Annotated in this window: 15 protein-coding genes and 1 pseudogene; 2 read left to right on the forward strand and 14 right to left on the reverse strand. The window is 72.8% G+C overall.

Annotation, left to right across the window (positions count from 1 at the left end; all coding sequences use genetic code 11):
- Nucleotides 1–19 precede the first annotated feature (19 nt).
- The 3 genes from AC3IX6_RS37085 to AC3IX6_RS37095 are packed head-to-tail and all read right to left on the reverse strand — an operon-like array spanning nucleotide 20 to nucleotide 3,662.
- Entirely contained in the window at nucleotides 20–589 is a 570-nt protein-coding gene (locus tag AC3IX6_RS37085; RefSeq protein ID WP_489367692.1) for a DUF305 domain-containing protein, read from the reverse strand.
- Nucleotides 565–1,935: a DUF1996 domain-containing protein gene (locus AC3IX6_RS37090; protein WP_489367693.1), complete on the reverse strand. Its 1,371-nt coding sequence runs from the start codon at nucleotides 1,933–1,935 to the stop codon at nucleotides 565–567. The genes AC3IX6_RS37085 and AC3IX6_RS37090 overlap by 25 nt, the downstream gene beginning before the upstream one ends.
- Before the next feature lie 11 nt (nucleotides 1,936–1,946).
- Nucleotides 1,947–3,662: a discoidin domain-containing protein gene (locus AC3IX6_RS37095; RefSeq protein WP_489367694.1), complete on the reverse strand. Its 1,716-nt coding sequence runs from the start codon at nucleotides 3,660–3,662 to the stop codon at nucleotides 1,947–1,949.
- A 384-nt stretch (nucleotides 3,663–4,046) separates the two neighbouring features.
- On the opposite strand from AC3IX6_RS37095, the gene AC3IX6_RS37100 reads away from it, so the two are divergent.
- Nucleotides 4,047–5,039 carry a LacI family DNA-binding transcriptional regulator gene (locus AC3IX6_RS37100; RefSeq protein ID WP_489367696.1) on the forward strand — a complete coding sequence of 331 codons (993 nt, stop codon included), beginning with the start codon at nucleotides 4,047–4,049 and terminating at the stop codon, nucleotides 5,037–5,039.
- 12 nt (nucleotides 5,040–5,051) lie between these two features.
- Here AC3IX6_RS37100 and AC3IX6_RS37105 read toward each other — a convergent pair whose 3' ends face one another.
- From AC3IX6_RS37105 to AC3IX6_RS37145, 9 genes and pseudogenes are all read right to left on the reverse strand, one after another.
- Nucleotides 5,052–5,891 carry a PaaX family transcriptional regulator gene (locus AC3IX6_RS37105; protein WP_489367697.1) on the reverse strand — a complete coding sequence of 280 codons (840 nt, stop codon included), beginning with the start codon at nucleotides 5,889–5,891 and terminating at the stop codon, nucleotides 5,052–5,054.
- Nucleotides 5,892–5,954: 63 nt separating this feature from the next.
- Complete coding sequence (locus AC3IX6_RS37110) at nucleotides 5,955–6,698, reverse strand: maleate cis-trans isomerase family protein (protein WP_489371673.1); 744 nt, start codon at nucleotides 6,696–6,698, stop codon at nucleotides 5,955–5,957.
- Between the two features lie 112 nt (nucleotides 6,699–6,810).
- Nucleotides 6,811–7,725 carry a fumarylacetoacetate hydrolase family protein gene (locus AC3IX6_RS37115; protein WP_489367698.1) on the reverse strand — a complete coding sequence of 305 codons (915 nt, stop codon included), beginning with the start codon at nucleotides 7,723–7,725 and terminating at the stop codon, nucleotides 6,811–6,813.
- Nucleotides 7,726–7,838: 113 nt separating this feature from the next.
- On the reverse strand, nucleotides 7,839–8,951 hold the full coding sequence (locus AC3IX6_RS37120; protein WP_489367699.1) for a cupin domain-containing protein: 1,113 nt from the start codon (nucleotides 8,949–8,951) through the stop codon (nucleotides 7,839–7,841).
- On the reverse strand, nucleotides 8,948–10,036 hold the full coding sequence (locus AC3IX6_RS37125) for a carbon-nitrogen hydrolase family protein (RefSeq protein ID WP_489367700.1): 1,089 nt from the start codon (nucleotides 10,034–10,036) through the stop codon (nucleotides 8,948–8,950). Before AC3IX6_RS37125 ends, AC3IX6_RS37120 begins: the two co-directional genes overlap by 4 nt.
- 19 nt (nucleotides 10,037–10,055) lie before the next feature.
- Nucleotides 10,056–12,347, reverse strand: a complete 2,292-nt coding sequence (locus AC3IX6_RS37130) for an oxidoreductase (protein WP_489367701.1) — start codon at nucleotides 12,345–12,347, stop codon at nucleotides 10,056–10,058.
- Entirely contained in the window at nucleotides 12,338–12,862 is a 525-nt protein-coding gene (locus tag AC3IX6_RS37135; RefSeq protein ID WP_489371674.1) for an acyl-CoA thioesterase, read from the reverse strand. Before AC3IX6_RS37135 ends, AC3IX6_RS37130 begins: the two co-directional genes overlap by 10 nt.
- Nucleotides 12,863–12,931: 69 nt before the next feature.
- Nucleotides 12,932–14,581 (reverse strand): annotated as a pseudogene (locus AC3IX6_RS37140) (AMP-binding protein); the annotation flags it as partial.
- Nucleotides 14,582–14,772: 191 nt separating this feature from the next.
- Nucleotides 14,773–15,309, reverse strand: a complete 537-nt coding sequence (locus AC3IX6_RS37145) for an ATP-binding protein (RefSeq protein ID WP_489367702.1) — start codon at nucleotides 15,307–15,309, stop codon at nucleotides 14,773–14,775.
- A 275-nt stretch (nucleotides 15,310–15,584) separates the two neighbouring features.
- On the opposite strand from AC3IX6_RS37145, the gene AC3IX6_RS37150 reads away from it, so the two are divergent.
- Nucleotides 15,585–16,544 (forward strand): alpha/beta hydrolase fold domain-containing protein, encoded by a 960-nt coding sequence (locus AC3IX6_RS37150; protein WP_489367704.1) that lies wholly within the window; start codon nucleotides 15,585–15,587, stop codon nucleotides 16,542–16,544.
- Between the two features lie 89 nt (nucleotides 16,545–16,633).
- Here the strand turns inward: AC3IX6_RS37150 and AC3IX6_RS37155 are convergent, their stop codons facing one another.
- Nucleotides 16,634–18,022, reverse strand: coding sequence for a hypothetical protein (locus AC3IX6_RS37155; protein WP_489367705.1), 1,389 nt, complete (start codon nucleotides 18,020–18,022; stop codon nucleotides 16,634–16,636).
- Nucleotides 18,023–18,256: 234 nt separating this feature from the next.
- Complete coding sequence (locus AC3IX6_RS37160) at nucleotides 18,257–19,264, reverse strand: LacI family DNA-binding transcriptional regulator (RefSeq protein ID WP_489367706.1); 1,008 nt, start codon at nucleotides 19,262–19,264, stop codon at nucleotides 18,257–18,259.
- Between the last annotated feature and the right edge of the window lie 40 nt (nucleotides 19,265–19,304).

Genomic DNA, 19,304 nt, shown 5'->3' on the forward strand with positions numbered 1-19,304 from the left:
AATGGAAAGTGAACAATTCTCAACTTTTGCCGGAGCGTGCCGCGCCGAGCAGGACGAGCTCCTCGGAGCCGGCCTCCTCCAGCTCCCCGGCGAGCTCCCGCGCCTCCCCGGCCCCGCCCGAGGCGCGTTCGCCCGCGCAGAGCAGCAGGGACTGTGTGAGATGGGCGCGCAGGGCGGCGGCGAAGACCCGGTCGAACTCCTCCCCGGAGAGCGCTCCCGCCCGGCGCAGGGTGTCGGCGGACACCATGCCCGGCATGTCGTGCCCCTCGTGCGGGCGGGTGTCGGGCGCCGCGGACACTGCCAAGAGCGTCCGGAGCCGGGCGAGTTCGGCCTCCTGCCGGTCCGCCGCCCGCTCCGCGAACCGCACCAGCGCCGGATCCCCGGCCCGCCCCGGCGCCAGGCCGGTCAGCAGCCGGGCCCGCTCGTCCATCGGGATCATCAGCTGGATCCAGGCGATGTCGGTGGCGTTGAAGGCCGCCGCCCGCGGCGTCCCGGCCACCGGCTGCGCGCCGCAGCCGGTGACCAGGAGCGCCGCGAGCAGCAGCACCCGTACGGGCCGCCGGGTCAGAACGTACCGGCGGAGTTGCACTTGGCGCTCTGTACGACGCAGTCCTTCACGCGCTGCCCCAGGGCCGCGTCCTCCCAGGCGTTGAAGAAGTCACCGTGGATGGAGGAGGCCATGCCCGAGGACAGCGAGAGGCCGTCCGGGTTGCCGCCGGTCGGGTAGCCGATCACGAAGGAGACGGAGGGGATGGCCACGGGGTAGGCGCCGGAGCACTTGCCGCCCACGGTGGTGAAGGACACGTGCGACTTGTGGTCGGGGCTGTCCAGGTGCTTGCCGTCCCAGCAGTCCGGGAAGACGAGCTGGTAGACGAGCTTGGCGTTCGGCGCGCACACCGGCCAGTTGTCGTCGGCGCTGCGCCCGATCTCGCCGCCTTCGCCCGCGCACCAGAACTGGTTGACCGAACCGGCCGGAGTGGGCACCTGCGACTTGGCGTTGCCCGCGATCATCCGGAAGCCCTGCGGGAACGGCACCGTCGCCGTGGGGTCCGGCAACCGGGACCCGTAGTAGACGATCATGCCCTCGGGTTCCACGGCCCTGCCGCGCTCGTAGAGGGTCGGTATCCAGTAGCTGGAGAGGTCCTTGGCGGGGGTGCAGCTCGTCGCGGTGTGCGCGGCCAGGGACTCCGCGGTGCTGAAGGCGTCCGTGCTGCGGTTGCCGAAGAAGCTGTGCATGTGGGACGCGCCGGGCAGGCCCGGGGCCACGATCGGGTCGTCGGGCTTGGAATGGCTGTAGACGCAGGTGGCGTTGAACTCCGGCACCCGGACGGCGTTCGCCGGCACCGGCGCGGGGGTCATCGCACGGAACCCGGCCAGCTGCGCGTCCCACTTCGCCTGGTCGACCTTGACCCAGCCCGGAGAGGAACCGGCCGCGAAAGAGAACCAGTTGACATTCACGAAGTCCCCGGCCCCGCTGCCGCGCAGGACCGCGAACACCGACTGGGGACCCGCGGGATGCGCGGCGACATCGGCGGTCCGCGTCGACCAGCTCTGCCAGCCGCCGGTGGGGGTGATCTCGAACTGCGCGAGCAGCGGTCCTGTCGTCGATCCCGTCCGCAGCTCGACGGCGCCCGGTCCTCCGACCGCGGAGGCCACCCGGGCCGAGACGGTCAGCGGGCCGGAGGCGCCCAGGTCGACGTTGTCGAAGCGCATCCAGTCGCCGTCGGCCAGGTACGCGGCGTTCTGGCCGCCGCCCGTGTCGCCGGTCGTTTCGAGCTGGACGCCGGACTGCGCCGCGTAGGCCTCGGCCTGCACGAGGACGGTGTCGGCGGCCCTCGCGGGCGCGCTGGTCACGGTGGCTCCGAGGCTCGCGGCCAAGGCGGTGGCCAGGGCGCCCGCGAGGAGGGCGCGGAGCGTGAACCGGGGTTTTCGCATGGTGATTCCTTTCACTGGTAGACGCGCACGTAGTCGACGAGCATCCGGGCCGGGAACGGCGTCGTGGCGTCCGTCGGGCCGGGCCAGTCACCGCCCACCGCGAGGTTGAGGATCATGTAGTGGGGGTGGTCGAAGACCCACGGCCCGCGGGTGCGCTCCACCTGCTCCTTGTCGAGCGTGAAGACGGTCCGCCCGTCCAGGCTGTAGACGATGCCCTTGCTGTTCCAGTCGGCGGCCCAGACGTGGTAGTCGTCGGAGAAGTCCGCGTCCTGGGGCAGCTTGTAGGGGGCGCCGATCCCGCCGCCGCCGTTGTAGGCGGGCGCGTGGACGGTGGAGTACGAGGTCTTCACGTCCTTGCCGAGGACCTCCATGATGTCGATCTCGCCGTTGTACGGCCACGGCCGCCCGGTCAGGAAGTCGCCGCCCATCATCCAGAACGCCGGCCACAGCCCGTTGCCCTCGGGGACCTTGATCCGGGCCTCGACGCGCCCGTACGTGAACTGGAACGTGGCCCCGGTGTTCATCCGCGCCGAGGTGTACTGGCAGGTGGTGCTGCCGGTCAGCGGGTCGGGCGGGCAGCCCTGGCCGGGCGTGGCCTCCTTGCGGGCCTCCATGACGAGGTGGCCCGCACCGTCCGTCGCGGCGTTGCGGTGGTCGGTGTAGTACTCCAGCTCGCCGTTCTGCCCGGTGCCCGGGTCCGCCCGCCACTTGGCCGCGTCGGGCTTGCCGGCCGCGGGGCCGTCGAACTCGTCGCTCCACACCAGCCGCGGCGGGTTCGCGGGGTCCGGCGGGAGCGGCGGGGGAGTCACCGGCGCGCCGCCGGTGCCGTACACCTGGAACTCCCACAGGGAGTATCCGTACGGGGTCGCGCGCTCGGTGCCGTACATCCGCACGTACCGCCCGGAGCCCGAGACGGTCAGGGTCTGCTTGAAGCCCGTGCCCGCCGTCGTGGAGTAGACCGGGGTCCAGGTGTTCCCGTCCGGGGAGACCTGGATCTGGAAGGACTTGGCGTGGGCCGGGTCCCACTGGAGGACCACCTTGCTGATCTGCGCGGGCGCGCCGAGGTCCACGGAGATCCAGCCGGGATCCGTCCAGCCGGTGGCGGGGCTGGTCGCCCAGCGGGAGGCGGGGTCGCGGTCGAAGGCCCTGGCCGGGGTGCATTCCCAGCAGTTCCCGTCGGCCTGCGAGGAGGAGGCCGCGCCGGTCCTGCCGTAGGAGAGCAGCGCGTCCCCGCCGCCCCCGGTGCCCGGGGTCCCGTAGACCTGGAACTCCCAGAGGGAGTAGCCGTATCCGGTGGCGCGCTGGGTCCCGTACATCCGGACGTAGCGGCCGGTGCCGGAGACGGTCAGGTTCTGGGTGCCGCCCGCGCCGGCGGTCGTCCCGTAGAGCGTGGTCCAGTTCGCGGCGTCGTCCGAGACCTGGATCTGGAAGGCCTTGGCGTACGCGGCCTCCCAGGCGAGGGAGACCCGGGTGATCGTGGCCGCGGAGCCCAGGTCCACCTGGATCCACTGCGGGTCCGCGAAGGCGCTGGACCAGCGGGTGCCGGCATTCCCGTCGACGGCGCTCGCGGGGCTGTAGCCGGGCTCGCTGCCGGAGACGGTGACGGATCTGCCCTGCGACAGCAGCGTTTCGGCGGCGCGGGCGGGGGAGGCGGGGAGGGTGCTGAAGGTGAGGAGGGTGAGGGCGACGGCGACGAGTAAGCCGAGGCGGCGCAGCGACGGAGGCACGGCGGCTCCAGGAAACGTGGGGGAACAGCGGGGAGGGGTGCGAGAGTCGGAGAGGAAGAGTGGGGGAGCGCTCCCTGAGGGGTGAGGATGGGGCGGCCCCCCAGGGCTGTCAAGGTGTCCCGTCATCAGGCCGACATACGGGCGACTTCGGTTCGTCCCCTGATGGAGCGTTCTCTCGGCACCCGCGGACCTCGCGGTGAACCGTGCTGACCAGGGAGGATCCCGCACCGTCGACAGCCCGGCCCTCACCGACGGACAATGCACAACACAGCACGGTCTGTTGACAGTCGATCAGGCTCCGGTCCACCATCGCGGGAGAACGCTCCCCCGCGGGCCGTCCGTCCGACCCGGCGGCGGCGGCGCCGCCGAACGGAACGGGCCGGTATGAGAAGACCCACGCTGGAAGTGGTCGCCGCCCGCGCGGGCGTGTCCCGATCGAGCGTCTCCCGTGTCGTCAACGGGGAGGCCACGGTCGCGCCCGAGATCCGCGAGGTCGTCATGCGCGCCGTCCGCGAACTGGGCTACGTGCCCAACGCCGCCGCCCGCAACCTCGTCACCCGCCGGACCCACGCGGTGGCCGTGGTCGTCTCCGACCCTCCCCAGGGCGTGGTCTCCGACGACCCCCTCTTCTCCACCGTGGTCCGCGCCGTCAGCAGGGAGCTGGAGGCCGCCGGGAAACAGGTCGTGCTCATGCTCGCCGAATCCGACCGGAGCCGGGCCCGGGTCGAGGAGTACGTGGCCGGCGGACACGTGGACGGGGTCATGCTCGTCGCCCTGCACGGCACGGATCCCCTGCCCGCCGCCCTGGCCAGGACGGGCCTGCCGGTCGCCTCGTTCAACCGCACCTGCGCGCGGGACGTGCCGTACGTGGAACTGGACAACGCGGCCGGCGCCGCGCTCGCCGTACGCCACCTCCTGGAACGGGGCCGGCGCCGCATCGCCACCATCACCGGACCACTGGACCTCTTCGAGGCCCGCGAGCGCCTCGACGGCTACCGCGCCGCCCTGCGCGACACCGGCCGCCGGTCCATCGTGGCACTGGGCGATTTCACCCGGGCCTCCGGAGCCGAGGCCATGCGGCAGCTGCTGGAGGACGACCCGGAGCTGGACGCGGTGTTCGCGGCCAACGACCTGATGGCCATCGGCGCCCTGCGGACCCTGCGGCAGGTGGGCCTGCGGGTCCCCGAGGACGTGGCCGTCGTCGGCTTCGACGACATCGAGGCCGCCGCCTACACCGTGCCCGCCCTCACCTCCGTGCGCAGTCCCATGGCCGATCAGGCCACGGCCACGGTGCGGCTGCTCCTGGGCCTGATCGAGGGCGGCTCCAGGGACCGGGTGGTCATGCCGAACGACCTCGTGGTCCGCGAGTCGTCATGAGGGAGCGCTCCCTCAGGTGGTGCGCCCCTCGGAAGGACCCGTCACGTCCTGGACGTGCCGCAGGCCCGGTCCCGCCAGGACCTCGTGCAGTTGCTGGAAGACCTGCCGGGCGCCCACGGCGTTCCAGTCGGCGGGGAGCAGCTCGGCGGGCAGGCCCGGGTCGAGGTAGGGCAGCCGGCGCCACTCGGTGAGCATCGGCACGTAGTGGCGGAAGGCCTCGGCGGCGTCGATGCCGTCCTGGAGGGCGAGCTTCGCGGCGACCGGTGCGTACGCGCCCGTGAAGGTGGCGTACTGGGCCTGGATCGCGGGGAAGTCCCACCAGGAACTCACGGCCTCCGGCAGGTCGCTGAACGCGGCGTAGTCGGCGGCGGCGAACAGGTGGACGTACTCGCTCAGTCCGAGCCGGACGAGCATGTCGCGGGCGTCCTCCAGGAGCCGGCCCGGCGCGAGCCACACGCCGGGAGCGATGTTGCCGAAGCCGAGCCAGGTCAGCCTGGTGCGCAGCTGGTAGCGGTGGGAGCGCTCGGACTCCGGTACGGAGAAGACGGCCATGGCCCAGCCGTCCGCGAGGTCCGCCGGTTCGAGGCTGGCGAAGATGCGCCGGTCACCGGCGTCGAAGACGGGGTGCACGGCCGGACTGAGCCGGTACCCGGTGGCTCCGCGGCGCTCCGGTTCGAGGACGCCCTTCTTCTTGAGCCGGGAGATGGCCGAGCGCACCGCCTGGCTCTCGACGCCGAGTTCCGACATGAGCGTGATCAGGTCGGCGACGGAGATCCAGCCGCCGCTCCCGCGCACGAAGGCCCCGTAGACCGTACTGATCAACGAGCTGGGCCTGAGGGGGCTGTCCGACATGATCACCTTCCCGTGGTGTGGGGTGGTGATCCTATCGAGGGGCGGCGGCCGGGTCGCCTCCGGTCACCCCGCGGTCGGTGTCCCCGGGTGCAGGGGGGCCTGCGCGTACGCCCCGGAGAGGAGGTGGCCGGCGCCGGGGGCGACGGCCGCCAGGTCGAGGGCGCGCAGCATCTGGTGGGCGGTGCAGACAGCCGCGGACACCACCGGCTTGCCGAGCAGCTGCTCGGCCTCCTCGATGGCGCCGAGCGAGGGCATCTGCACGCAGGCCGACAGCACGACCGCGTCCGCGTCGGCGTAGTCCAGGGCGCGGGCCAGGCCGGGGAGCCTGGCGGGGTCGTGGGCGGCCACGTCGAGGTTGTTCGGGATCTCCAGGGCCTGGAAGTCGAGGACCTCGATGCCCTCGTGGGTGAGGTAGTCGACGACGGTCTGCGTGAGCGGGCGCATGTAGGGGGCCAGCAGGGCCACCTTCTTGGCGCCCATGGTCTGCAGCCCGTGGACCAGGGCGCCCGCGCTCGTGACCACGGGAGCGGGGGCACCGTTCTCCACGGTGCGCGTGTGCAGGCGTTCCTCGGAGGCACGGTGGTAGCCGAGCCCCATGCTCATGATGGCGACCAGACAGGCGTAGCCGAGTACGTCCACCCGCGCGTCCGAGAGTTCCACGGCGCAGCGGTCGGAATCGGCGTCCATCGCCTTGAGCTGCTCCGGCGTCACATGGGTCATGCGCATACGGCTGGAGTGGAAGGTGAAGCGGTCGTCGGGCGCGATCTCCATGCGGGCGCGCAGGATCGCGGGGACCTCGGTCTCCATGGTGACGTTCGAACTCGGCACGATCTGGCCGATGCGGTAGGTACGGGGCGGCACGGGTGCTCCTCGGGTCTCTGGCGGGGGTGTCGCGGGTGTCGGGGCGGGTCCGGCCGGATCAGCGGGCGTCGACGACCGGGTTGGCGAGGGTGCCCATGATCTCGACGGTGGCCTCCACGGTGTCGCCGGGCACGAGGAACTCCGGCGGGACCATGCCGGCCCCGACGCCGGAGGGGGAGCCGGTCGCGATGACGTCGCCGGGCTCCAGCGTCACCCCCGAGCTGATGTCGGCGATGAGCCGGGCGATGGGGAACAGCATGTGGCGGGTGTTGGACTTCTGCTTGGTGACCCCGTTCACCCGCAGTTCGAGGTCGAGGTCCATCGGGTCCGGGACCTCGTCCGCGGTGACCACGGCCGGGCCGAAGGGGGCGTAGGAGTCCTGGCCCTTGGAGAAGAACCACTGGCCCGACCGGCGCTGGTCGCGGGCGCTGATGTCGTTGACGATGCTGTACCCGAAGATGTGGCCGTACGCCTCCTCCTCGGTCACCCGGAAGGCGGTCGTACCGATGACCACGGCGAGCTCGCACTCCCAGTCGAGCTGCGTCGTGAGGTCGGCGTTGTGCAGGATCGGCGACCCGGGGCCGGTGACGGCGGTGGCGGGCTTGCTGAAGAGCACCGGACGCGGCGGCAGGTCCTTGTCGGTGTCCAGGCTCCGGCTGGACTCCTCCACGTGCTCCACGTAGTTCAGCCCGACCCCGATGATCTTGCCGGGGCGCAGTGGCGCGCGCAGGGTGACGTCCTCCAGCCGGTGGACGGCCCCGGCGGGCCGGTCCGCGGGGTCGCCCGCCAGCAGGCGGGCGGCCGCCTCGCGGGCGGGGGCGCCGGCCCGGACGAAGGAGAGCAGGTCGGCGGGCAGCTCGACGCCCGCGTGCAGGGCGAGGGCCGCGAGGTCGTACACCAGGCCGTCGACCTGGGCGCCCAGGCGGTCGGCGGTGCCGGTCATCGGCGCGGTCGTGTAGGTCACCAGGCGCATCGGGGGCTCCTAAGGGGGAGAGGTGAGGGGAAGGAGAGGAAGAGCGGCGGCGCGGGGTGCGCCGCCGCACCGGGACCGGTGTCAGGGCCGGCGGTCCGGTGCGGCGGCGCGGCTCAGGAGGCGGGCTGGTGCCCGCCGTTGTCCGGGTACGCCTCTTCGCGGTGGAAGCCGAGGGACCGCATGACGGGGAAATCGTTGAAGGAGAACAGGCAGGCGTCCTCGGACGGGTCGAGGTTGCGGTGCTCGTGCCAGGCCCAGGACGGCACGCAGAACACGTCGCCCTGCTTCCACTCGAAGCGCTGCCCGGCGATCACCGACACACCGCGCCCCTTGGCCGCCGTGTAGATCACCGACCCGGTGTGGCGGTGGGCCAGCGTGGCCTGGCCCGGGCGCAGCAGCTGCATGTGGGCGCTCATCGTGGGCATCACCGAGCCGCCGGTCACCGGGTTGGTGTACTCCGCGATGACCCCGTCGTACGGGGAACCCCCGGTGGCCGAGGCCAGGCCGAGCAGGGCCTCGTAGGTCTGCTCCCAGGGGTAGGCCAGCAGCGGGGAGTAGGGGCGGCTCCACTTCTCGGAGCCGTACGGGAGCAGGTTCGCGGCGTAGGTCAGGACCGAGGAGTTCACCACCTTCCCGGGCTTCTGGTGCAGCTCGGGGTGCACCTCGTAGAACCCGGCGTCCAGGGCGTTGACCAGCGGGATGTCGAGGCCGTCCTGCCAGATCACCGGGGCGTCGGCGGCATCGTTGCCGTGCTCGTGCCAGGTGCCGTTCGGGGTGATCGCGAAGTCGCGCGGGCCCACCTTCAGCTTCTGGCCGTCCACGATCGTCCACGCCCCGGTGCCCTCGTGCACGAAGCGCAGCGCCGCGGCCTGGTGGCGGTGGGCGGTCATGGCCTCGCCGGGGCCCATGATCTGCAGGCCGGTGTAGAGGAGTCCGGCGGCGGCACTGACGTCCCTGCGGCCGGGGTTGACCAGCATCACGACGCGGCGGCCCGCGTCGTCGGCCCTGACGAGGCCGAGGGCCTTGTGCACGAGGGGCCGCAGCTCCTCGTAACGCCACAGCACGGGAACGGACTTGGGCTGCGGGTACCAGGGCTCGATGTCATTGGCCACCGTCCACAGCGCCCCCGCCTCCAGGGCTTCGAGCTCGCCGTAATAGGCGGTGAGTTCGGGGGTGTCGGAGACCCGGGCGCGGCCCAGTGCGGTGTCGTCCTGGTCGGTGGTCATGCGTCCTCCTCGGGGGTGGTGGCGGTGGGCGGAACGGACTGCGGGACGGGCAGCGGAGCGGATTGCGGAACGACCAGCGGGACGGACTGCGGGACGGTGAAAGTGACCGGCGTGCGGGGCCGGTTGTCCACTTCGAGACGGAAGACGTCGAAGCGGTTGTAGTGCCCGGTGATGTCGTGCATCTGCTTGGGCTGGATGCACCGGTTCAGGTCGATCTCGGCGTAGACGATGCCCTCGACGTCGACGAGCGGCTCCGTGACCGGGCGGCCGTCGGGCCCGAAGATGCCCGACAGGGCGCTGCGCGGCCGGGCGAACAGGGCCCGGACCGCCTCGTCCTCGCCTGCGACCGCGTCGACGATCTCGGGGGAGACGGTGGAGCAGGCGACGACGGAGAAGACCTTCCCCTCGAAGCTGTGGGCCGCGGTACGGACGGCGATGGCCTCGGCCATGTCGTAGTCGGTCGGAGCCACCGGCAGGGCGATGTAGCAGGCCGCGTGCACCAGTTCGCCCTGGGCCAGGAGCGTGAACCGCGCCAGGGTGTTGGTGTTCTCCCCGCACGCGAGGGCGCCGACCGGGCCGACGGGGGTCTGGTGGACGCGCAGGGAACTTCCGTCGCCGCCGGTCCAGGTGAGCTTCTCCGCCCAGGTCGGCACCAACTTACGGTGCACACCGAGCAGTTCGCCGTCGGGGCCGATGGTCAGCAGCGTGTTGTAGAGCACGCCCAGGCTGTGCGGGGCGCGCTCGTTGACACCGATGACCAGTACGACCCCGTACTGGCGGGCCGCCGCGCGCAGGGTGTCGACGTGCGGGCCCGGGACGTCGATGGACGCACGCTGGAGGCGCTCGAACCAGGGCGAGCCCTGGACCGGGTTCATCGTCCAGTTCCAGTACGGGTAACCGGGGACGAACGCCTCGGGGAAGACGACGAGTTCGGCGCCCTTCCCGGCGGCCTCCGCGATCAGGGCGACGGCCTTGTCGACGGTGGCGGCGGGATCGAGGTAGACGGGAGCGGCCTGGACGGCGGCCGCGATGAAACGGGGCAGGTCGTTCGGGGAGCGGGTGTGGCGGGTGTGACGGGTCTCCATGAGGTCTCGGCCGTTCCGTTCAGAGGGCCGGCGCGGCGACGCGCGGCAGCCATCGCTGGTGCACCGGTGCGGCGGGCTGCCGCAGCAGTTCGAGGCGCGGCGGCACCCGGTCGGTGCGCGCCGCCGGCGGCCGCGCGCTGCCGGCCCGCCAGGACCGGGCCCACGGGGCGGCCGGTCCGCGGTACCCCTGGGCCACGGCCGCGTGCAGGGTCCACAGGGGGTCGTGGAGCTGGGCGCGGCCCACCGCGCACAGGTCGGCGCGGCCCGCCAGGATCACGGAGTTCACGTCGTCGTAGGTGGAGATCGCACCGACGGCGATGGTGGCCACCCCGGTGGTGTTGCGGATCAGGTCCGCGTACGGGGTCTGGTAGCTGCGGCCGAAGGGCGGCCGCTCGTGGGCGACGACCTCACCGGTCGAGACGTCGATCGCGTCGGCCCCCGCCGCGGCCAGGGCGCGCGCGATGTGCACGGCGTCCACCTCGTCGAGGCCCCCCTCGGCCCAGTCGGCGGCCGAGACGCGGACCAGGAGGGCCTTTCCGGCCGGCCAGACCGCCCGTACCGCGCCCAGCACTTCGAGCGGGAAGCGCAGCCGGTCCGCGACCGGTCCGCCGTACTCGTCGGTGCGCCGGTTGGTCAGCGGGGAGAGGAACCCGGACATCAAATGGCCGTGCCCGTACTGGAGTTCCAGGACGTCGAAGCCGGCCCGGTCGGCGCGCTCGGCCGCGCGCACGAAGTCCCGTACGACCAGGTCCATATCGGCGCGGGTCGCCTCGCGGGGGACCGGGCCGTCCTCGTTCCAGGGCAGCGGGGAAGCGGCCAGGAGCGGCCCCCCGGCGGCCCGCCGGCCCGCGTGGGTGAGCTGGATGCCGAGGCAGGTGTCGGACTGGCCGTGCGCGAAGGAGGTGATCCGCCGCCAGGCGGCCTCCTGCTCGTCGGTCCACAGCCCGGGGCAGCCCGCGTCGGTCCGGCCGTCGGCGCTCACCGCCGTCATCCCGGCGATGACCAGGGCCGCGCCGCCGAGGGACTGGGTGCCCAGGTGGACGAGGTCGAAGTCGCCCGGCACTCCCTCGGTGGCCGTGGACAGGGCCATGGGGGGAACGACGATCCGGTTGCGCAGGCGCAGGCCGCCGAGCCGGAAGGGCCGGAACATGGGCGGGACCGGCGCGGAGCTGTTGACGGCGGTGGTGAACTCCTCGTCGCGCACCCGCAGGTTGTCGTAGGTGACCCGGCGGCTGCGGGTCAGCAGGTTGAAGGCGAACTGGTGCGGGTCCTGGCCGGTGTACCGGTCGATGTTCTCGAACCACTCCAGGCTGGCCTGCGCCGCCCGCTGCGTGGACTCCACCACCGGCCTGCGCTCGCCCTCGTAGGCGGCCAGCGCGCTCTCCACGTCGGGGTGTTCGTGCAGACAGGCGGCCAGCGCGAGGGCGTCCTCCATGGCGAGCTTGGTGCCGGACCCGATGGAGAAGTGGGCCGTGTGCGCGGCGTCCCCGAGCAGCACGGTGTTGCCGCGGCGCCAGGTGCGGTTGCGCACGGTGGTGAAGCGCAGCCACTTGGAGTTGTTGGGGATGAGCCGGTGGCCGTCCAGGTGCCCGGCGAGGATCTCCTCGCAGCGGCGGATCCCCTCCTCGTCACTGGCGCCGGGCGCGAGGTCGACGCCGGCCGACCCGGCGAAGCCGCCGCGCTGCCAGGTGTCCTCGTCCATCTCCACGATGAAGGTGGAGCGGGTGTCGTCGTACGGGTACGCGTGCACCTGGAGGGTGCCGAAGTCCCGCTCCTCGACGATGAAGGTGAAGGCCTCGAAGACCTTGTCGGTGCCCAGCCACATGTAGCGGCCCGGGCGCTCGTCGAGATCGGCGCCGAAGGTGTCGGCGTAGGCGGCCCGGGTGGCCGAGCGCACGCCGTCGCAGGCGACCACCAGGTCGTATTCGGCGGCCAGTTGCTCCGGCGCGGGAGCCTGCGTGCGGTAGCGGACGTCCACCTCCAGGGCGGCGCAGCGCTCCTGGAGGATCTGCAGCAGCCGGCGGCGGCCCAGAGCGGCGAAACCGTGCCCGCCGGACGTGAGGGTCCGGCCGCGGTGGCGCACGTCGATGTCGCTCCAGCGGGCGAACTCCGCCGACATCGCGGCGTGGACGGAGGGATCGGCCTGGGCGATGCCGTCGAGGGTCTCGTCGGAGAAGACGACCCCGAAGCCGAAGGTGTCGTCGGGGGCGTTGCGCTCCCAGACGGTCACCTCCCAGTGCGGGGAGATCTGCTTGGCCAGGGCGGCGAAGTACAGGCCGCCCGGCCCGCCTCCGATGACTGCTATGCGCACGGGGCGCCTCCTCGGTTGTTCTCGATCAGTTCGGGGGCCTGCCGTCCGGCCTTCGTGAGGACCTCGCGGACCTCGGCCGGCCAGGGGGTGGTCCCGGTCGCGCGGGCGGCGGAGTGGGCGATGACCATGCGGCCGGTGGCGGCCACCGTGCCGTCCGTGCCATCTGTGCCGTCCGTACGGTCCGTGGTGCCGTCTGTACGGTCCGGACTCGCCGTACCGCCTGGGCCCGGCTCGCCGCGGACGGTGAAGGCGTAGTGGAGGGAGCTCGCGCCGACCTTGGTGACCCGCAGCTCGGTCCGCACGGCCTCGCCGAACCAGAGCCGGGCCCGGTAGTCGGCCTCGAAGTGGACCCGGGGCGTGCTGCCGAAGAGGTGCGACAGGCCCAGACGGCGCAGCAGCACGGCCTCGGCCGCCTCGACCCAGCGGATCACGGTGGAGTGGTGGTAGTGGCCCGCCGCGTCGGTGTCGGTCCACTCGACCCGGCGCTCGACGACGACGCTGGGCAGGTGCGGCACCTGTGCCTCGGGGCACCCTGCGGCGCACCCGCCGTCGTCCGGGGCCGCGGCGGTGGGGGCGGCTTCGGCCGGTTCCTCTCCGCGGGCGCGGAGTTCGCCGCGCCGGAGCTTGCCGGTCTCCGTCCGGGGGAGCTCGGTGACGAACTCCACCGCACGCGGGTACTTGAAGGGGGCGATGGCCGCCTTGACGTGCTCCTGGAGCTCGCGGACGGTCTCCGGGGCGGCCGGGACGCCCGCGCGCAGGACCACGTACGCCTTGACGAGCATGCCGCGCCGCTCGTCGGGGACCCCGACGACACCGCAGTCGGCCACGTACGGGTGGTCGGCGAGCGCCTTCTCGACCTCGGGCCCCGCGATGTTGTAGCCCGAGGAGACGATCATGTCGTCGCTGCGGGCCACGTACCAGAAGTAGCCCTCGGCATCGCGGATGTAGGTGTCGCCCGTGATGTTCCAGCCGTCGCGGACGTACGTGGACTGCCGCGGGTCGTCCAGGTAGCGGCAGCCGGTGGGTCCGGTGACGGCCAGGAGGCCGGGCTGCCCGTCGGGAACGGGCACCCCGTTCGCGTCCACCACCGCGGCCCGGTAGCCCGGGACGGGCCGGCCCGTGGAGCCGGGGCGGATGTCCCCGTCGGCCGCAGAGATGAACACGTGCAGCATCTCGGTGGCGCCGATGCCGTCGATGATGCGCAGCCCGGTGGCGGCGTGGAACTCCTCCCACACGGCGGCGGGCAGGGGCTCGCCCGCCGACACGCAGCGGCGCAGCCCGGCCAGCCGGCCGGCGGCGCCCGCGGCCAGGATCGCGCGGTAGGCGGTGGGTGCGGTGAACAGGACGGTCACGCCGTGCTCGGCGACCAGGTCGGCGAGCTGCCCCGGCGTCGCGGTCTCGACGAGCAGGGTGGCGGCCCCGACCCGCAGCGGGAAGACCACCAGACCGCCGAGCCCGAAGGTGAAGGCGAGCGGCGGGGTTCCGGTGAACACGTCGTCGGACCGCGGCCGCAGGACGTGCCGGGAGAAGGTGTCGGCGTTGGCGAGCACGTCCCGGTGGAAGTGCAGGGTCGCCTTGGGCCGCCCGGTGGTGCCGGAGGTGAAGGCGATCAGGGCCACGTCGTCCGCGGCCGTGTCCACGGTGGTGAAGGCACCGGTCTTGGACGAGCAGCGGACGGCGAGGTCGTCCTCGCCGGGGCCGCCGTACGCGATCACCCGCGGGGCGGCGAATTCGGCGGAGCCGTCGCCGTGGGCCGCGGCGGCCGCGGCTCCTTCGATTTCCGCGAGGTAGCGGTGGTCGCAGAGGGCGACGGCGGGGCGGCTGATCTGGCACAGGGAGGCGAGCTCGGCGGCGCGCAGCAGCGGCACCGTGGTGACGGCCACTCCGCCGGCCTTGAGCACGCCGAACCAGGCGGCGACGAGCCAGGGGTTGTTCGGGCCGCGCAGCAGCACGCGGTTCCCGGGGAGCAGGCCCAGGTCCTCGGTGAGCACCTGGGCGACCTGGTTGGCGCGGTGTTGCAGCTCGCCGTACGTCCAGCGCTCTTCGGTGGTCAGCAGGCAGGGGCGGTCGGGTCCCCAGCGCTCGACGGCGTCGTCGAGGAGGCTGTGGGCGCAGTTGAGCCGGTCCGGGTAGTCCAACTCCGGGAGATCGAAGTGGAGTTCGGGCCAGAGGTCGAACGGCGGAAGCCGGTCGCGGCAGAAGGTGTCGGCGTGCGCCGAAGGGGAGAGCTCCATGGGGCGGCACCTCAATCAGGGAGCAGCAGGGGAGATGGGGCAAGTATCTCGATAAATTGGCGGGCGTCAATTCCTCGCCATATTTCTGTGAGGCGGATCGCTTCTCCGGCGCGCTCCCGGTGCCTCTCGGATGGCCCCTCTCGGCCCCTCGGGGCCCCCGCTCCGGGGCGATGCGCGTGCCGATCCGGGCGTCAGGCGGCCGGTACGCGCACCCGTACGGATTTGCCGAACTCATCCGCCCAGACGCTTAGTTGACCGCCCGCCTCGGTGGCCATCAGGTGCACGATCAGCAGGCCGCGCCCGTTCTCGGCGTCCTGGTCCACTTCGTCCCGCGGGTGCGGCAGCCGCGGCAGCGAAGGGGCGCCGTCGGCGACCTCCAGCTGGAGCCATCCCCCTCGCAGGGAGACCTCGACGCGCAGGCGGCCCGCGCCGGCGGCGTGCAGGACGACGTTCCCGGCCAGCTCGCTCACGGCCAGCAGCAGGACGTCCGCCGTCTCGGCGGCGACTTCCCAGCCCTCGAGCACCGAGCGCACGCGGGAGCGGATCAGGGGGACCGTCGCCGCGGTGGGCTCGGCGGCCCAGCGGCCGAAGCCGCGGGCCCGGGCGGAGGCCGCGGACGTCGCGGCGGCCGTGGCGGCTGCGGAGGTCGGGGTGTCCGGGGCGGCCGGGGCGGCTGGGGTGTCCGGGTCGGCGGCGGGTCGGATGGCGGGGGGTGTGGAGGTGAGCATGGCGTGCTCCCGTGGGGGGAAGGCGACGACATTCGCGCGGTGGCTCGTGTAACTGCCGGGGAACTGGGACTGCCCGTGCTCTTGTGGTCTGCGGAAACGCGTCGCTAGAGTCGTGATTACACGTGTAACACGCTAAGGGTCCTCCCCGGCCCGCGCAAGCATTTCGGACATACGTTACGAAGCTTTGTCCGTCCTGCTCGCGCGGCTCTGGCCGGACCCGCAGACCCGCATCTGGACCCGTCGGCCCCCGGGCCGAGAAGATTGGAAGGGCCGCAATGACGCAATCGCCCCCCGCCGCGATCGATACGGCGGACATGACCTGGCCGCCGCCTCCGTTCCGGACCCCCGTGTCCGCCGTCGTGGACGCGTACGGGGGCCGCCGCTTCGAGGGGATCACCTACGCGACCTCGCCCGGCTACCGCCCCCGGCTGCTCGACGTGCAGGTGCCCGCGGGTGACGGGCCCTTCCCGGCGGTGGTCTGGATCCACGGCGGCGGCTGGCTGGACGGCGACCGGCGCTATCCGCCGCCGACCGTGCCCGTCGAGCTGCTGCACGGGTCGGTCCTGGCTGCGGGGCTGGCCCTCGTCTCCATCGACTACCGGCACAGCCTGGAGGCCCCCTTCCCGGCCCAGCTGCACGACGTGAAGGCCGCGATCCGCTACGTCCGGCGGTTCGCCTCCGTGCTGGGCGTCGACCCGGACCGGATCGGGGTCTGGGGCGAGTCCGCCGGCGGCCACCTGGCGGCCCTCGCCGGGGTCGTCGGCGCCGACACCCCGGACGCCGCGGCGCTGGAAGGCACGCACGGAGTGGGCACCGGCGACACCGCCGTCAACGCCGTCGTCGACTGGTACGGGGTCTCCGACCTGGTCACCCTCTCCGAGCACCCCATGCCGGCGTTCCCGCCGCTGCCCGGCGGAGTCGAGTTCCCCGACCCGTACGAAGCCCTCCTCGGCGCGTCCGTCGCCGAGAGCCCGGAGCTGGCGCGGGCCGCGAGCCCGGTCACGTACGCGGTCGAGGGCTCCGAGCCGCCGCCGTTCCTCCTGGTGCACGGAACCCTTGACGGACTGGTCCCGTACAGCCAGAGCGAGGAACTCGCCGCGGCCCTCGTGAAGGCCGGGGGCGAGGTCGTCCTGACCCCCGTGGAAGGCGCCGACCACATCTTCCTCGGCTCGCCCGACATCGGCCGCATCGTCGCCGACAGCGTGGCCTTCCTCGCCCGCCACCTGGGCGTCTGAGGTCCGGCCCAGCCGCGAAAGGACGGCACCGGCGGCGGGCGCCCCCGTGTTTCGGAGCGCCCGCCGCCGGTGCCGTCCTGAGGGATCCGTCAGCCGGTGCAGCCGGGGACCGTGCCGGCCGGGCTGCAGTTGTTCGGCCGGTTGGCGCGGACCTCGTCGCCGTTCAGGGCGAGGCCGTCGGACGCCTTGAAGATGCCGCCGCCGTCACCCGCCCGGTTGTTGGTGAGGGTGTTCTGCTCCAGCGTCGTGCGGCCCAGCCCCTCGGGGCCCCCGGCGTGGTAGAGCCCACCGCCCTGCGCGGTGCCGTTCTTCGCGGTGACCGTGTTGCGCAGGACCTCGTTGCGCTTGGCCGTCAGGCTGCCGCCGTGGGGGTTGTCGAGGCCGCCGCCCTGAGCCGTGCCGCCCGCCGCCTCCGCGGTGTTGCCGGTGATGTGGCTGTCGGTCAGGTCGAGGGTGCCGAAGGGGCCCACGCGGACACCGCCGCCGCGGGCCGTGCCGTTCTCGGCGATGGCCCGGTTGCCGCTGATCTTCACGCCGCTCACGGTCATCAGCGCGTTGTTGGCGATGCCGGCGCCCTGGGCGACACCGTTCGGTGCGTCCGAGGTGTTGTCCGTGATGGAGCCGCCGCTGATGGTCATCCTGCCCGGCGCCGGGATGCCGTTGGAGACGGTGGCGCGCGCGAACCCGCCCCGGGCGAAGGAGCGGTTCTTGCTGATGACCGTGTTCTCGACCGTGGTCTCGGCGAAGCTGATGATGCCGGCCCCGAACGCGAAGCTCTGGGTGTCCTCGGTGACGGTCGTCGTGTTCCCGGTCAGCCGCGAGTCGGTGACCGTGAGCGGACCGTCGTTGGCGATGGCACCGCCCGCGGCGCCGCTGCCGATGTCGCTGCCGCTGTAGACGACGTGGTTTCCGGTCACCTCGGTCTCGCTCACGCTTCCGGTGCCCGGGTTGTCGATACCGCCGCCCTGGGCGAACACGTCGGACCGGGACGTGTTGTCGGTGATCTTGCTGCGGGTCACGCTCATCTTGCCGGTGTTGGAGATGCCGCCGCCGCAGGCCAGCCCCGGGGGGTCGGGGAAGGCGGGGCAGTCCGTGGCGAAGCCGCCGCTGATCGTCGTCCGGGTGAGCGTGAGGTTTCCCGCGGGGCCGACGAGGAGGATCCGGAACTTCGGCACCTCGTGCCCGCGCTCGTCCCGCCTGATCGTGGCTCCCCGCCCGTCGATGGTGATCTCACTGGTGATCACCGGCAGCCCGTTGCCGGGGTTCACGGGGTCCGGCGCGGTCAGCTTGTACGTGCACGAGCGTGCCAGCTGGAGGGTGTCCGGCCCGGTCGAGCCGTTCGCGGCGTTGATGGCCGCGACGAGATCGGGAACCGAGCAGCGAACGTGCACCGTGGCGGCGTGGGCGGCCGGGGCGGGGACCGCCACCAACGCGCCCGCCACGAGACCGAGGACGGCCGAAACGTGCCGACGAGACATCGGGGGACTCCTCCTTCTGCGCTGTGGGGCCGGCCGGCGGGGGACCACAACCGGCCGAGCCCACCCGACCACGCGCGCTCACCGTCGGCTTCCCGACTTGATCCATACAGGCGGGCGGACGCCCCGGACGGAGCACGGAGGCGTGCGAACGGGTCAAGGGGGCACAGCGAACGGGCTTGAGGGGGCACAGCGAACGGGTCAAGGCCGCACAGGAGGTAAAGCGGCCTCAGGGGCTCAGGTGGTCTCGCGCCGGACCAGGATCGCCTCTATGTCGGGTACGGGCGCCGTGGTGCCCGTTTCGACCAGCTCGTGCACGGCGTCGGCGACCATGGCCGGCGAGGCCAGTTCCAGGCGGATGGAGGTCAGCGGAGGTTCCTGGAGCGAGGAGAGGACCAGGTCGTCGGAGCCCACGACCGCCACGTCCTGCGGTACGGAGATCCCCTCGGCCCGCAGCGCGTGGAGGAGCAGGGCGGCGTACTCGTCGTTGTACGCGAACACGGAGTCCAGCCCGAGGCTCCGCCAGCGCCGGGCCAGTGCGGTCGCGGACTCCCGGGTGTACGAGAGCTCCACCGGGGTCACGGTGGCCATGTGGCGGGCGGCGACGGATTCGGCGCCGGCGAGCCGCGGCTCGGCGAACAGGCCGAGGCCGCGCTCCTGCGGCATGACCACGCCGATACGGGTCCTGCCGCGCGCGATCAGGTGCTCGGCGGCGGTGGCGCCGATGAGGGCGTGGTCGAAGCCGATGGTGTGCACGCCCGGCACGGGGCGGGCCGCGAAGGCGATCAGCCCCCGCACCCCGGCGCGCCGCAGCAGCTCGGCGGCCTGCGCGGTGAGGCGGTCGCCGTCGAGGGCGATGACGGCCGCCGGACGCAGTTCGGCCCAGGCGCGGGCGGCGTCGAGGGGATCGGTGAAGCGCCCGGCGTGCAGGACGGCGGTGTAGCCGTGCCGGTCCAGCTCGCTGTGCAGGTCGTCGACCCAGTCGCTGACGAGGCGGCCGACCGCGGAGATCGACGAGGGCATCAGGACGAGATTGCTGCGGCCGGCCCGCAGGGACCGGGCCGCGGCGTGCGGTACGTAGCCGAGCTGGCGGGCGGCGTCGAGGACGCGCGCGCGGGCGGCGTCGCCGACGCGGTGGCCCTGGGTGTCGTTGAGGACGAAGGAGACCGTGGCGCGGGACACCCCGGCGAGGCGGGCCACGTCGGCGCTGGTCGGGGACGCCGGAACAGGAGTGTCTTTGGCCATGACGTCGATCGACGCTCCTTTTGATCGGCCCGATGCCTTC

The sequence above is a fragment of the Streptomyces sp. GL_141 genome, from assembly GCF_057834385.1.

Excerpts from the sequence above, each read along its gene's own strand:
- AC3IX6_RS37105 (WP_489367697.1), bottom strand. The coding sequence starts at position 5,891 with ATGTCGGACAGCCCCCTCAGGCCCAGCTCGTTGATCAGTACGGTCTAC.
- AC3IX6_RS37120 (WP_489367699.1), bottom strand. The coding sequence starts at position 8,951 with ATGACCACCGACCAGGACGACACCGCACTGGGCCGCGCCCGGGTCTCC.
- AC3IX6_RS37155 (WP_489367705.1), bottom strand. The coding sequence starts at position 18,022 with ATGTCTCGTCGGCACGTTTCGGCCGTCCTCGGTCTCGTGGCGGGCGCG.
- AC3IX6_RS37150 (WP_489367704.1), top strand. The coding sequence starts at position 15,585 with ATGACGCAATCGCCCCCCGCCGCGATCGATACGGCGGACATGACCTGG.
- AC3IX6_RS37115 (WP_489367698.1), bottom strand. The coding sequence starts at position 7,725 with ATGCGCCTGGTGACCTACACGACCGCGCCGATGACCGGCACCGCCGAC.
- AC3IX6_RS37160 (WP_489367706.1), bottom strand. The coding sequence starts at position 19,264 with ATGGCCAAAGACACTCCTGTTCCGGCGTCCCCGACCAGCGCCGACGTG.
- AC3IX6_RS37145 (WP_489367702.1), bottom strand. The coding sequence starts at position 15,309 with ATGCTCACCTCCACACCCCCCGCCATCCGACCCGCCGCCGACCCGGAC.
- AC3IX6_RS37125 (WP_489367700.1), bottom strand. The coding sequence starts at position 10,036 with ATGGAGACCCGTCACACCCGCCACACCCGCTCCCCGAACGACCTGCCC.
- AC3IX6_RS37100 (WP_489367696.1), top strand. The coding sequence starts at position 4,047 with ATGAGAAGACCCACGCTGGAAGTGGTCGCCGCCCGCGCGGGCGTGTCC.
- AC3IX6_RS37110 (WP_489371673.1), bottom strand. The coding sequence starts at position 6,698 with ATGGAGACCGAGGTCCCCGCGATCCTGCGCGCCCGCATGGAGATCGCG.
- AC3IX6_RS37090 (WP_489367693.1), bottom strand. The coding sequence starts at position 1,935 with ATGCGAAAACCCCGGTTCACGCTCCGCGCCCTCCTCGCGGGCGCCCTG.